Annotated in this window: 12 protein-coding genes; 9 read left to right on the top strand and 3 right to left on the bottom strand. The window is 54.4% G+C overall.

Features of this window, described 5'->3' with window-relative positions:
- Nucleotides 1-181: 181 nt before the first annotated feature.
- The 4 genes from BBD41_RS06570 (at nucleotide 182) to BBD41_RS06555 (ending at nucleotide 4376) form a co-directional block, all read left to right on the top strand.
- A complete protein-coding gene (locus BBD41_RS06570; RefSeq protein ID WP_099477064.1) occupies nucleotides 182-517 on the top strand; it encodes a cupin domain-containing protein in 336 nt (111 codons plus the stop codon).
- A gap of 77 nt (nucleotides 518-594) precedes the next feature.
- The gene (locus BBD41_RS06565) at nucleotides 595-1404 is read left to right on the top strand and encodes an alpha/beta hydrolase (RefSeq protein WP_099477063.1); all 810 of its coding nucleotides are present in this window, start codon (nucleotides 595-597) and stop codon (nucleotides 1402-1404) included.
- A gap of 323 nt (nucleotides 1405-1727) precedes the next feature.
- Nucleotides 1728-3347, top strand: coding sequence for an AraC family transcriptional regulator (locus BBD41_RS06560; RefSeq protein ID WP_099480487.1), 1620 nt, complete (start codon nucleotides 1728-1730; stop codon nucleotides 3345-3347).
- 69 nt (nucleotides 3348-3416) lie between these two features.
- Entirely contained in the window at nucleotides 3417-4376 is a 960-nt protein-coding gene (locus BBD41_RS06555) for an ABC transporter substrate-binding protein (protein ID WP_099477062.1), read from the top strand.
- A gap of 304 nt (nucleotides 4377-4680) precedes the next feature.
- On the opposite strand, the gene BBD41_RS06550 is transcribed toward BBD41_RS06555, so the two are convergent.
- From BBD41_RS06550 to BBD41_RS06540, 3 genes are read right to left on the bottom strand one after another with little or no spacing between them, the layout of a single operon-like run.
- On the bottom strand, nucleotides 4681-5787 hold the full coding sequence (locus BBD41_RS06550; protein WP_099477061.1) for an ABC transporter permease: 1107 nt from the start codon (nucleotides 5785-5787) through the stop codon (nucleotides 4681-4683).
- On the bottom strand, nucleotides 5753-6778 hold the full coding sequence (locus tag BBD41_RS06545) for an ABC transporter ATP-binding protein (protein WP_099477060.1): 1026 nt from the start codon (nucleotides 6776-6778) through the stop codon (nucleotides 5753-5755). The genes BBD41_RS06550 and BBD41_RS06545 overlap by 35 nt, the downstream gene beginning before the upstream one ends.
- A gap of 2 nt (nucleotides 6779-6780) precedes the next feature.
- Complete coding sequence (locus BBD41_RS06540; RefSeq protein ID WP_099477059.1) at nucleotides 6781-7944, bottom strand: COG1470 family protein; 1164 nt, start codon at nucleotides 7942-7944, stop codon at nucleotides 6781-6783.
- 265 nt (nucleotides 7945-8209) lie between these two features.
- Between BBD41_RS06540 and BBD41_RS06535 the strand changes: the two genes are divergently transcribed.
- The 5 genes from BBD41_RS06535 to BBD41_RS06515 all read left to right on the top strand — a co-directional run bounded on the left by BBD41_RS06535 (nucleotide 8210) and on the right by BBD41_RS06515 (nucleotide 13785).
- The gene (locus BBD41_RS06535; protein WP_206098289.1) at nucleotides 8210-8812 is read left to right on the top strand and encodes an RNA polymerase sigma factor; all 603 of its coding nucleotides are present in this window, start codon (nucleotides 8210-8212) and stop codon (nucleotides 8810-8812) included.
- Nucleotides 8793-9647, top strand: coding sequence for an anti-sigma factor (locus BBD41_RS06530; protein WP_099477058.1), 855 nt, complete (start codon nucleotides 8793-8795; stop codon nucleotides 9645-9647). The genes BBD41_RS06535 and BBD41_RS06530 overlap by 20 nt, the downstream gene beginning before the upstream one ends.
- 242 nt (nucleotides 9648-9889) lie before the next feature.
- A complete protein-coding gene (locus BBD41_RS06525; RefSeq protein ID WP_099477057.1) occupies nucleotides 9890-10930 on the top strand; it encodes a dienelactone hydrolase family protein in 1041 nt (346 codons plus the stop codon).
- A gap of 371 nt (nucleotides 10931-11301) precedes the next feature.
- The gene (gene sigK, locus BBD41_RS06520) at nucleotides 11302-12000 is read left to right on the top strand and encodes an RNA polymerase sporulation sigma factor SigK (protein WP_007129338.1); all 699 of its coding nucleotides are present in this window, start codon (nucleotides 11302-11304) and stop codon (nucleotides 11998-12000) included.
- A gap of 225 nt (nucleotides 12001-12225) precedes the next feature.
- A complete protein-coding gene (locus BBD41_RS06515) occupies nucleotides 12226-13785 on the top strand; it encodes a PucR family transcriptional regulator (protein WP_237087020.1) in 1560 nt (519 codons plus the stop codon).
- Nucleotides 13786-13917 lie beyond the last annotated feature (132 nt).

Genomic DNA, 13917 nt, shown 5'->3' with positions numbered 1-13917 from the left:
CGAAATAGGTACGGTGCTGCATGCAGTGAAATGAGCGGTCCGAAGCGGCGAGCGTTCAATAACAGGAAAACGCGACGGCGAATAAATGTTGTGCAGTCTAGTGTTGTTCGGGTGACAGGGCTGCTCATCTCCTGAGCGCTTTGAAATTGTATCCATTACGACCCGAAAGGAGGAATGATCCATGGCGGTCATCGGCAGCTGGGAGCAGGCCGAGCCCGGCGTGAAACGGAAAGTGTTTCAGCCCGGGAAGGAGCTGATGATGATGGAGGTTCATTTTGAGAAGGGAGCCGAAGGTGCCCTGCACAGCCATCCGCATGAGCAGATGAGCTATTGTCTCCAGGGGCGGATGGAATTCCGCATCGGCGGGGAGTCTTTCATCATCCGTCAGGGAGAGGCCATTGTGATTCCGGGCGGCGTGGAGCATGGTGTTATCGCGCTGGAGCCGTCGGCGCTGCTAGACACATTCACCCCGCTGCGAACCGATCTTCTCGGGAAATCAACAGCTCCTCGGATTTGAAGTCGGTCCAAGCATTGCATGCATGCAGTTAAACGATTTGTATACTAAACATGGAAGGCTGAAAGGGGACATCCATCATGAAGCTGTGGGAAGTGGAAACACCGGGTTACGAGTCGGCGGAGGAACGGTTTGAACCTTATATGAAGCCATACTTGCTGGAAAGGAATAATCCTGGAGGAGCCGTGATTGTCCTGCCGGGCGGAGGCTATCAGGGACGGGCCGATCATGAAGGGGAGCCTGTCGCCCTGTGGCTGAATTCGATCGGCTTATCCGCTTTTGTCGTTCAATACCGGGTCGCGCCATACCGGCATCCATATCCGCTGCTCGATGCGCAGCGGGCGATTCGGCTGGTGCGACACCATGCCCAGGAGTGGAGCATCGACCCGGAACGGATTGGAATATTGGGATTTTCCGCCGGAGGGCATCTGGCGGCTTGGGCGAGCAATGACCACGATTCCGGAGATCCGGAGGCCCTGGATCCCGTTGAGCGTCAGAGCAGCCGTCCCAATGCGTCCATCCTGTGCTACCCGGTTATTTCGTTTAACGAGTTTAGCCACGAAGGCTCGGTACATAACCTGCTGGGCGAGCGTCCGTCCGAAGCGATGAGACGAACACTGTGCATGCAGCACGCGGTGAAGCCGGGAACACCCCCTGCATTTCTCTGGCATACGTCGGATGACGGTGCGGTCCCGGTGGAGAACAGCCTGTTGTATGCCGGGGCCCTAAGCAAGCATCAAATTCCGTTTGAGCTGCACGTTTTCCCTCACGGTCGCCATGGCCTCGGATTAGCCGAGGAGGAGCCGGATGCTTCGCGCTGGACGGAGCTGTGCGAGGGTTGGCTGCGCAGCATCGGATTCATGGCGCAAGCGGCTATTACGGGAAGGTAAGGCGGCTAAAGCGTCTTTGCTTGCCGGATTTATCTTATTGGCCAGCTGCAGGACATCTATCCAACACGAAGCTCACCCGATCGCTAGGTTCGGGTGAGCTTTTGAATGTAGGCTCACACCATGGGCGTCATCTTAAAAGTGAAAGTCCCGGAGCCCTGAACAGGGACTGGGGAGAGCAAACATCAAGAATGCCCTTCCCGCTTCCCTATCTGGAAGCGAAAGGGCTGAACGAATTCATCTGCCGGATATTAATTGAGAATGATTATCACCCCGACTATAATAGGGTAAAACCAATGTTACAGTCTGAAGGGGTGGCCGCCAGTATGGAAGAAAGGCAATATTCGTTGTTTGGAGTACGCTGTATCCAGCTTGATCCTGCCGAAGAGGCTGCCGGCGGATTCATGGAAACACATACCATATTCTTGGTAAGCAAAGGCTCAGGCGATTTGTATTCGAATGGAGTCAGGCATCGATTGAAAGCGAAGGCGGTCTGTTATTGTTCGCCGGGAACGATTGCCGATATACGCCGAACGCCAAACTCGTCGATTCCGCTCGAGCTTTACGAATTGCAATTCGATGTATGGGAGTCCAAGGAGCGGACAACAAGCCGCATCGAATACTGTAAGCGAATCTCTGCGCTGATGGACTCCGGCAAGCTTCCCGTTGCCGCTAGTCACGAGGCTCTTGTTCTTGTTCAAGAACTGTACCAATTCAAGCAAGTTCCCGGACTCGGCGGGAGACCTGCTGCTAACCTTCGCAAAGAGGCGGTATTTAAACAACTGTTGGGTACGCTGCTGAAGTTAACCGATGCCGAGGAACGGGAACAGGATTGGATGGAGCGAATGAGGCTTGCGGTGGATTATATGGAGAAGCATTTCGCCGGGACGATTACGCGCAACGACATGGCAAAGAGGGCAGGGCTAACGCCGGAGCACTTCTCTGTATCGTTCAAAAGAGCAACGGGAGCCGGTTTCACGGAGTACCTGACGCGGCTCCGCCTGGAGAAAGCCAGGGAGGAATTACTTTGCGGCGACGACCGCAATCTCGATCGAATCGCACGGGAAACCGGCTACCAGGACGGATTATATTTAAGCCGTAAATTCAAGCAGCATTTCGGTTGCTCTCCTCGCGATTATATCCAGCGTCCGAAACGTATTGTGGCCCTGCAATATGTGGGCCATTTGCTTGCGCTTGGACTTATGCCCGCAGGAACTTCGACCAATCTGCTGCGAGCCCGCCCCTACGCCGGAAAGCTGGAGAATGTAGCGGACGTAGGAGACGCTCGATCGCTCCAGAGGATATCATCGCTGCAGCCCGATCTGATCGTCACGTCCGGACCGAACAACGAGCCTTTAGCCAAGCTTGCTCCAACCATTTCACTCCCTTGGGGGCGGGAAGATCCATTGGACGAACTGCTTCGATTAGGCAGAGCACTCAATCGTGAACGCGAAGCGAAGAGCTGGATTGATGGATTTAGAGCGAAGGAAGAACTAGCTGCTGCTCAAGTGGCTAAAATGATCGGCTTACATGCTACGGCAGCCGTGTTTGAGTTTTGGGAGGATCGGTTATGGGCGGTTAATATGGCGTACGGCAGAGGCCTGCGCAATTTATACCGGACATTCTCGTTTCGGCCGCCGGAGCCGCTCGCTGAACACGTTCTAGGTGAGGGAGTCGGCTTGGAGCTAACGCCGGACATGCTGGCGGCTTATGCCTCGGATTATATGTTCATAACCATTTGGGAGGGTGGAGGCGGTGCAGGCTATGCGGAACGTGTCATGAACAGCAAAGAATGGAGGCGATTGCCTGCCGTTCGAAACGGGAAGGTGTTTTTTCTCGATCTGGAGCTATTTAAATATAATGATCCCCTTGCTTGGGAGCAGCAATTGACGATACTCACGGAAATTCTAACAAATGTCCATAGAACCGCTTACGGAACGCAATAGACTCGTGCAACCCCTTCCCTTATCATGATAATAATGATAATCATTATCAATATGATGGAGGGTACGAAGATGCGGTTGCTTAAAGGAATGATGTTGTCTCTGCTCGGGAGTATGGTCATTGTGTTGGGAGCGTGCGGAAACACGCAGCAGCAAAGCGAAATTGCCGAAACGAATGGCGACCCGCAAACAGGGGCAGCACGTAAATATGAAACGGTCATGGGCGAGATTGAGATTCCGAAGGATCCGAAGCGAATTGTCGCGACGCAGTATCTCGGCCATCTGCTAACCTTGGGCGTTAAGCCCGTAGGCGCCGGCACGGCCAGCCTGAATCAGTATTTTTTGCAGGATCTGACCGACGGAATCGAGGATATCGGTGACGATAAAGCAGCGCTTGAGAAAATCGTAGCCCTTGATCCCGATCTCATCATTAGACCTTCCGATAAAAACTATGAGGAGTTCGCTAAAATCGCACCAACGATCGTCATTCCCTGGGGAGCGAAAGATGTGTATGCCGAGCTGCGTGAATTCGGAGAAATCCTCGGAAAATCGGAGGAAGCGGAGGCAGCCATTCGGCGTTACGAGGAGAAGCTTGCAGAGGCCAAGGCGAAGCTGGACGGAGTGGTGAAGGAAGGAGAAACGGTTGGCGTCTATGAGATTTGGGCCAAAAATTTCTGGGTCGTAGGCGAGAGCTTTGGGCGCGGTACCCGCAACCTGTATTCGGGACTCGGCTATCAGCCGCCGGAAGCCGTGAAAGAGCATATCGTCAACGGAGGAGCCGGCCGGGATATTTCCCTGGAATCCCTGCCGGAGATGGCCGCAGACTACATGTTCGTGACGGTTTACGATGCGGACGGAGGCGGAGACCGCGCCAAGGAGATTTTGGAGAGCGCCCTCTGGAAGTCGCTTCCCGCATACAAAAATAATCGCATTTATCTATTGGATATCAATCAGTTCTCGGCGGGCGACCTCATCTCGCTGGAGAAGCAATTGGAGATTCAGACGAATCTGCTGCTCGGCAGCGGGAAGTAGCTGCATCGTGACAAAGCGTCAATTGGATAATTATGGGGCTATCGGAAATGTCCCGAAGCATGAAGAATGCCCTTCTTCGCTTCCTACTTGGAAGCGAAGAAGGGCTGTAAAGTTTGCTTTCCCGTTAGCTGGAGATTAGTTAACCTTATGCAACCGACGTATGCGGATCCCCCATCCCATGATAGGTAGTGAGGATGGGGTTGCCGTCCCCTCCTATTCGATCATAAGGAGACAGCGGCCATTTGCCGGCTGCCTGCGGCTGCGGCCTCCATGCTCGGTCGGCTTGGACTAGCCGGCCTTCCGATTACGAGCGTCCTCGAATCTCTTGACGGAGGAAGAGGACGTAGGACAGGGCGAAGCAGATCAAGGTAAGCGCCGTGAGTCCCGTAATCTGCGGCCATACGAGCAGCAAGCTTTGCCCGAATGGCAAGGGGCTCGCGATGGCTCCGACCACCTGCTCGTTCGTCAGCGGTCCCAGATTTCGGACCGACGGGACGAGCAGCGTGGTGGTTGCTTCATTGAATAAGGTGTAAGGCGATATGCGGTTCAGCCACATCATCAGATTTTGGTAGTTGAGCACGTCCTGAACTGTGGTTGTAGGGGCGCTCGGCGCGATTCCCTTAGCGATCAGCTGCAGGATCATATCGTAGAAAAAGCTGAAGAACAGCCATACCGCAATACAGGACAGCGCCGATGTCGCCGGCTGGCGGAAGCGGACCGAGAACATTATGGACAAATTCAGCCAGAAACCGACGTAAAAGATCGTCACAAGCAAAAAGCTGATGATTCGCAGAAATTCCTCGAAGGTCGGCGGAATGCCGATGATCAGGGTTCCCAGCGCCATGGTCAGGAACCCGAGGGTCAGGAACATGATGCTGATGACGATCAGGGATGCGACGAATTTAGCGTTCAGCAGGTCGTCACGGTGAATCGGCTGAGCCATGATCCGGCTGAGCGTGCCTTTGTTCCGCTCGCTGTTTACCGCATCAAAGCCCATGCCGATTCCGAGCAGCGGCCCGAGAAACCCGACAAAGCCGATGAACGTCGGCAGGGTTCCGTCGGAGATGGTAAACAGCTTCAGCAGGACGAATTCCTGCACGCCGTCCTCCGAACCGAGGGCATCCCGGATGCTGTTCAGCGCCGTATACAGAGAGGCTACGCAGGTAAGGGCAATAATGCCCAGAAGCAGAATAAAGCGCCAGCTTCGGATATGGTCGGATACCTCCTTGCGTACAAGGACGCCGAAGGCACCGGGCATAGAGCGGGATCTGCGGCCGCCGTCCGCCGCGCCTTCGCCGGAGGCGCGCACCGGCTTTCTCAGCATGTCTCGGCGGCTATGAAGCCATGCCTTCGCTTTGCTGGCGTAGCCGTTCAGTTTAGCCGCTGCGTTTGGCGTCGTCTCCTTTGCCATGAGGCTCACCTCCTGCAAAATAACGATGGTAGATTTCATCAAGGCCGTACTCCTGGCGGTGCAAAGCGAACAGGCGCGCACCGGAACCGACTATGGCTCCCGCAATGTCGGGACTGCAGTCGGTATCGCACCGGATCTGCAGCCTGCAGCGGCCATCGGCGGACGGGGCACCTTGGTGAACCGCAGCCCCTTGCCCTACAGTCTCGATTTCCAGGCGATGCACGCCTTCAATCCCGCGGATGCTCTCCTCCAGGTCAGGCGATAGGCCTTCGATGTCCGCTGTAATCAGCAGCGGATCGTCGGCGAACAGCGTCCTCGACAGGCTGGGGACATCGCCTTCGGCGAGCAACCGCCCCCGGACGAACAGGCCGACTCGGTCGCAAATCTGCTGAACCTGATGGAGCTGATGCGAGGACAGGAGCACCGTCAGATTCTGCTCACGGCTTAGCTTGCGAATCAGGCTGAGCAGCTCCTCCATCCCGGTCGGGTCGATGCCCAAGGTCGGCTCGTCAAGAATGATGATTTCCGGGGACTTGACGAGCACATCCGCAAGCCCCAGACGCTGGCGCATGCCCCGGGAATAAGCGCCGGTCTTCTTATGGGCGGCGTTATCCAGCCCGACCTGCTCAAGCAGCAGCTTTGCCCTCTCGCGTGCGGCATCCTCCGGGATGCCGTTCAGCCTGGCGGTAAGCATCAAGTTCTCCAGTCCCGTGCGGTCCTCATAGAAACCGACGTCATCAGGGAGGTAGCCGACCCGCTGCTTAACCGGAATCGGCTCTCGGGTCGGATTCATGCCGAGTACGTTAATCGTTCCGGAATCGGGCTCGCTCAGCCCCAGCAGCATCAAGATCGTGGTCGACTTGCCTGCCCCGTTCGGACCGAGCAGGCCGAAGATTTCGCCGCGCGATATTCGCAGGGAGAGGCGGTCGACGGCTTTCGCCTTGCCGTAGCTCTTCGTCAGCTCGTGAATGTCTATGACCGTTTCCGTCACGGTTATCTCCTCCCGTATTTGCGAATCAGATAGTAGATGCCGCCAATAATGGCCAAGATGATCAGGACGCCGATCCAGCCCCACAGCATCGAGCCTTTCACCGAAACGCGGAATTGGGCATCCGAGCTGGCCTCGGCCGCGGAAGCCTTCATGTTCGTTACATAATCACCGGCGATCGCTTTATCGCTTGCGGTCAGCTTCGCCTCCACGGTCGTGGATTGGCCGGCCGGCAGGTTCTCGATCGTCTTCGGATTGAAGGTCACCTCCCAATCCACCGGTGCTTCGGAGCTCAAATTGATGTCCGACAGATCGGCGGTTCCCGTATTCTTTACCTGCAGCTCGACCGTCTTGCTGCCACCGGCGATCACGCTCGTGCTCAGGAGGCCGGTCGGCGTGGTCAGCTCAAGCCCATAGGAACCGGTGATGACGGCTTCCAGCGTCAACTCGGACGAGGTGGATTGGTTGGAGGCCCGGATCGGAATCTTGAAGGTTCCTTCTGTAACCTCAGCCGGCGGTTTGACATCAACCGTGATCGATTGGTTCGCACCCGGTTCGATCTCTACGGAAGACACCTGGTTTCCCCCTGAGGTGAATTTTACGTCCCAGCCTGCCTGGGCATCGGCTTGCAGCGCGTAATTTTGCTTACTGGCCGTACGGTTCTGCAGATTCACTGTGTAGGTGAAGGTGGAATCGGCATGTCCTTCCAAATTTGCCTGGTCGGTGGTCAGCTCCGTCTGATACGTTCCCTGCTCTGTAATATCTACGGTGAGCGGAAGGCTGCCCATGGAGCCGGCCGATAACTGGAAGCTGTAGGAGCCCTTGTTCACCTTGAGCGGAACGGTCACCTCAAGCGTTACGGATTCAGCTTCTCCCGGCTTGACCGATACCTCCTTCAGCTGCCATCCACCCCCGCTCAGCTTGGCTGTCCAGCCGTCGGGAAGGTTGTTTAATTGAAGCGGCGCCGTAACAACGCCGCCGGTATTGTTCTTGACCTCAACCGGATAATTTATCGTCTCTCCCGGCGGAGCGGATATGGAGGTATATGGCGTATACAGTGTAACTTCCCCGGCTGCAAACACCGGCCTGCCTCCCGTCAGCAAGCTTGCGCCAAGCATCATGAGGAGCAGCAAGCTCAGCGATTTTATTGACTTTCCAGCGATTTTCATGACAAAACCCCTCCTAGTGATTTCATTCATCCTTAGTACGAAGTAAAGGCGGGGATTGGATTTACGCGGAAGCTTAAAAACACATAAAAAATTCATTAAAGGAAGCTTAAAAAGCGAATGCTCCGTTCAAAACCGAAATCCGCTTTGCTACAATAATGAATCGAAAATAGCTGTCATAGCGCGTTTATGGTCAGCTTCGGGTTCCTTCATGTTGGACAATCGCCTGGTTCGGGCGAAGACGATAAAGTCAGGTTAGGGGGAGAAGATGGTGGGCGAGCATCCTGCGGAATGGCTTGCAGAGATAGCAGACGGATCGGCTGCGGCATTCGGGCGGTTCTATGACAACTACGCCCAGATGGTATATCGGCTGGCGCTGACGATGACCAAGGATCCGGCTGATGCGGAGGATTTATGCCAGGATATCTTTATGGAAGTGCTGCATAAGGCGGATCAGTACGATCCCGACCGGGGGAGCGTGGAGGCATGGCTTGCCGTACGTACGCGCAGCCGGGCGATGGACCGGCTCCGCCGCAAGCAGCGCATGACGGTGTGTGATTGGAATGAGGAGGAGCTGCCGGAGCCGATTCTGTTCAGCGAACGGGAATCCGTCGAGGTGGCCGCCCTGCGCCGCGTGGAGCTGGATCAGGTGAAGGAGGCGCTGCGGGCCATTCCGCCGCTGCAGCGCATGGCCGTATATGGCAGCTACGTCGAACAGCTGTCCCACAGAGAAATGGCGGACATGATGAAGCGCCCTGTCGGGACGATCAAATCGCTGATCCGCTACGGAATTCACAACGTGAGGCGGCGCCTCGACGCCGCCGATCCGAAGGAAGGGGGAGAGGCGAAGCATGATGCATACAAAGCATAGTCCTCACGAAGATGATGCTGTCGTAAGCTGTCCGTTGTACCCGGAGGAGAAGCTGGCCGATTACGCGATGAATCGGCTGTCTGAAGCGGACCGTTGTGCAGTGGAACGCCATTTGCGGCATTGCGAAGCCTGCGCCCGGACGACCGCCGAGTGGCAGGTGATCTTGGGCGAAGCCGGGGGCTTCAGCGGCGGCTTGGTTCAGGAAGCCAGTGAGGGGGAAATCCCCGGCGGTTTCGATGCGGAGCCTGCATTCAGCACCGGGAAGGCATCCGATCAGACCGAGCCCAAGCCCGAGCCGTCCCAGCGGCTGCGAAAGCGGTTGATGCGCGCTGCTTATGCGCGATCCTTGCGCAAACGGGCAGCTGCCCATCGCCGTTACGCGCTGCAGGCAACCGCGGGTGCGGCCCTCCTTGTCCTGTTCGCCGGGCTGTTTGCCTGGAAGGGGGCTGCGGGCAAGGAAGAAACCTTCGATCATGCGGTGAATCAGCGGATTGCGCATATGCAGAGCGCCGATACCGAACGGTATGCCATTCAGCCGGTAGAGCCTTTCTACGGCAGCGGATCGGTATGGTTAAAGCGCGGTTCCGGGGAAATGCTGATTGTCGTTAACGGATTGTATTCCTTGAAGGAGAAGGATTACCAGGTATGGCTGCAGGATGAGGATGAGCTGTCGAGCGCAGGCTTTATGCTCGTTCAAGGGACGCAGGGCCGAAGCTATTATTACGGCTTTGGCGCTAAAAAAGCCAAGCGGATTGTCGTCAGTATGGAGCCTAAAGGAGGAAGCCTGCGGCCGACCGGTCCCGAGGCGGTGCTCGTCGAATTTGAGCAGGAATAACCCTGAGCGCGAATCCGCAGCAGCTGGAGACAGCCGATCGGCGAGACAGCAGATTGCCGTCAGCAGCAATTCACCGTTTCCCTTGAGATTGCGTCTGGTCAGGCAAGCCGGTATGGGAGGGACCATGCTTATGCCGGCTGTATTTCTAGCATCTGTATTGAGAAATCATAGTGCAGCCGGCAGCCGGAGCAACGAAAATGTGATGCAAGCTAAAAAATACAAAAAGGGCGGTGTAACAGCAAATGTGGCATGCGGACGAATATTTGGAGAAACTGTACGACAGCAGCATGAAGCGTATAGAGACGGCGAAGGCGTTCCGTACGGCAGAAGAGCGGAAGCTGTACTTGAAGCAGAAGCTTTGGCAGCTGCTCGGCGATTTCGAAGCAAGCGAGGACCGGAAGCCCGTACTGCTCGAACGTACGGCCTGTGACGGTTACATTCGGGAACGGGTTGAGCTGTCGGCGATACCGGGACTGTCGTTCGCCGCGTACGTGCTCGTTCCGGACAGCTATAGCCGGGAGCCGCTGCCCGCTGTCGTTGCCCTTCACGGCCACGGATATGGAAGCCGGGAAATTGTCGGATTAACGCCGGACGGCTCCCCGGACATGGAGCCGCCGGGAGCTCACGGGCATTTTGCCATCCAATTGGCTAAGCGGGGGATGATTGTCATCGCGCCGGACGTTGCCGGCTTCGGAGAGCGGCGGCTTCAGGCGGATGTGGCGGCTAACCCGGACGTGAACCATTCCTGCCTTCGCTTATCCACCCAGCTAATGATGCATGGCAAGACGCTCGCAGGCCTGCGCGTGACGGAAACGATAAAGACGATAGATTATGCCGCCGGCCGGGCAGAGGTATGCAGCGACCGAATCGGCATCATGGGTTTCTCCGGCGGGGGAATGATCTCGTTTATGACCGCGGTGCTGGACACGCGAATCCGGGCTGCCGTCATTGCGGGGTATCCGAATACGTTTAAGGACAGCATCTTGGCGATGCAGCACTGCGTATGCAATTACATCCCCGGCATGCTGGCCCATGCCGAACTCCCCGAGTGGCTGGGGCTGATCTCGCCGAGACCCTTGTTCGTGGAATCGGGCAGTGATGATCGGATCTTTCCCGAGCAGGGCTTTCGTGCCGCCGCTGATCAGCTCCGGGACATCTACCGGCGCGACGGGGCGGAGGATCGGCTGATGGCCGATCTGTTCCCGGGAAAGCACCAAATCAGCGGCAGGTACTCATACGATTGGCTGTTCGATCAGCTGAGCAAGCCGGGAGCGATAGAATGAGCAGGGATTCTGTAGCTCATTGGTGAGGTTCCTAATCTGTTATGAAGCGCTGTATTGCGAAGCTCCCTACTATGAAGCTTTCTGTTGTGAAGCTCTCTAAGGAGCATCTCTTTTATTATGGACCTCCCCGGCTTCACATGACGGCAAGACTGGAGCTCGCCTAGGCGAAGCCGAACGTCAGCTGGATGCAAATCGCGGTCCTTGCAGAACGCCAACAGACATGCCGAGCACCCGCTTCCTGATCGATTTTATTGGACGCATTTCCAAACGTACAGGCACTTCTGGGCCACAGCCTACATACAATGAGAAGACCGAGAACCGAGCGCGTATAGGGCCGGTTGCATTGTATTTTTCGCAGGAGGTGTCCTACAGTGCCTGGATTGTTTACCGCAATTGCTTTGTTCATTAAAGAGTTGACCCTGCTCGTTTCGTACGTGAAAAACAATGCGTTTCCCCAGCCCCTAACGGAGGATGAGGAAGCAAAGCATCTGCAGCGAATGGCCGAAGGCGACCCTCAATCGCGCAACAAACTGATTGAGCATAACCTCCGGCTGGTCGCGCATATCGTCAAAAAATTCGACAATACCGGCGAGGATTTGGAAGACTTGATTTCGATCGGGACGATTGGACTCATCAAGGCGATTGAAAGCTTCCGGCCGAATAAAGGCACGAAGCTGGCGACATTTGCTGCCCGTTGTATAGAAAATGAGATTCTGATGCATCTTCGTTCCTTGAAGAAGACGCGAAAAGACGTATCATTGCATGACCCGATAGGAACGGACAAAGAGGGAAATGAAATCACATTGATAGATATTCTCGGAAGCGAAGCGGATGATATCGTTGATGCGGTGCAGCTGAAGATTGAGAAGAGCAAGATTTACCGCAATCTTGATATTTTGGATGACCGGGAGAAGGAAGTCGTGATCGGACGGTTTGGGCTCGAAGCGGGGGGAGAGGAGCGTACCCAGCGGGAAATCGCCAAGGAGCTCGGGATTTCCCGGAGCTATGTGTCCCGGATTGAGAAGCGGGCGCTGATGAAGCTGTATCATGAGTTTTATAAGAAAAAATAACGAGATTCGTGATTTTAGGATCGGGCCATGCCCGGTCTTTTTTGACTTTAAGTTTCATGCGGCGCTTTTTCCCCTGGGTAGCAATCCGGCAGAATTCACTTTAAAATGTAAGACACACGGCCAAGAATAAGCCTCCGTGAATGCGGGATCATAACTTTGATCATAGGAACAAAAACAAGAAGAAGTGGTGAATCATATGGGGTAACCGTTAAAGATATATTGCAATTGCCTTCATTCCGGGGCGCCAAGGTGTTGACCGGACGGAACAGCCTTCATCGTACGGTTTCCTCATTATCCGTATTGGAGGTTTCCAACGCTGATTTTTCTTCCAAAATCGTCCGTTCCGTTCAAGAGGAGTGGTATGCGGAGGAAATTGTGATCAGTTCGCTATACTCCATCAAGGACAGTGTGGACAAGCAATGCGAAGCGATTCAATACTTGATTAATCTCGGTGAGGTAGGACTGATTTTATATTATGTCGGAATTGTCATTCCGAAGGTGCCGGAGGAACTGCTTCAATTAGCCGAGTCCCAAAATTTCATTATCATCTGCATGCCGGAGAACGACTCCTCCTTGCGTTACAATGAAGTGATTTATGAAGTGATGGAAGCGATCGTGCTGGACAATCAGACGATCAATGATAATTTTGTCAATGAGTCGCTGGAGAAGGTATCGTACCTTCCGGAGCATTCGCGCAGCGTTGAAATCATGCTGAAATTGTTGTCCGACCGGCTGAAAGCCAACATTGTACTGACCAACACGAAGCTTGAGATCGTGAATCAGGTCATGTGGCCGCGCAACTCTACGTTGGATGTTGTAAAAATCATTCACGAGCACGCGCTTCAAATGGAGAAGAACGGCAGTGCCGGAGCGATCAGTTCCGGCATCTCCTGCTTTGTTGATCATAAGGTCCTTCGTCAAAAGAACGGGGAGGCGCTGAACCTTTTTTTAATCAAAGAAAATTCGAAGCTGCCTGGGAAGACGATCGATAAAATCAGTGAGGTTGTGCAGGTAGCCATCAATTTATGGGGAGACAAGCATAATGAGGTCAGCGAATATGCCTTGGTCAAGGCGATTATCAATGATGAGAGCGAGAAGATGCGAAGACTCGCCCATCTGCTTCATATCGATGTCGCGTCGATCCAAATGATGTGGCTGGTCTACATTCAGGATTTAACGGAGGAAAAACGCATCCGCGAGGAACTGGCGGAGCATCTCGCCAAATATTATAAAACGACGGTCATTCAAACGATCGATCATTGCATCATCGTGCTGCTGGGTAACTGCTCGTATAAGTACAACGAGGTGGAAGTGGCTGAAGAGTATATCGATACGACGAGCTTCCAGCCCTCCATATCCGAAATGGTGTATGCGCCAAGAATGAGGAATACGACGGATGTGCGCAGGATGTATCAGCTCGTAAACCAAGTCGGGCAGAAGGTGCACCTTATATATCAAGAGCGGAAAATGTTTACGGCCGCAGAAATCCGCTCCATGAAGCGGGCGATCGACTTGAGCGTGCAAGGAGAAGAAGTCATTGAAGAATGGATGGCGGTAATCGCGCCTATTCTCGATGACCTAGAATCGGTTCGAACATTAACGATCTTTCTTCTGGATGCGAAGGGAAATTTCGATGTCTGTGCCAAGCTCCTCTTTGTCCACAAGAACACCGTAAAGTACCGCATCAAGAAAATCAGCGAGCTGCTGGGCTACGATATCACGATGAATTCCGAATTTTATGATGTGTATTTGGCCTGCATGATCTACCGGTTAATCCATAACTAAGTTCCAAAATCCGAACGTTTGTCGAAAATGACAAAAATTCGGATTTTTATTTTTAGTTCCGAAAAAGACGCTTGGACGCTCTTCTTTTACAATAAGAAAAATAGTTTTTGGTCACTCGATCAAGATGGGAGG

The sequence above is a fragment of the Paenibacillus ihbetae genome (genome assembly GCF_002741055.1).
In the GTDB taxonomy this organism is placed as follows: domain Bacteria; phylum Bacillota; class Bacilli; order Paenibacillales; family Paenibacillaceae; genus Paenibacillus_AQ; species Paenibacillus_AQ ihbetae.
This window is presented reverse-complemented; position numbering and strand designations above follow the sequence as displayed.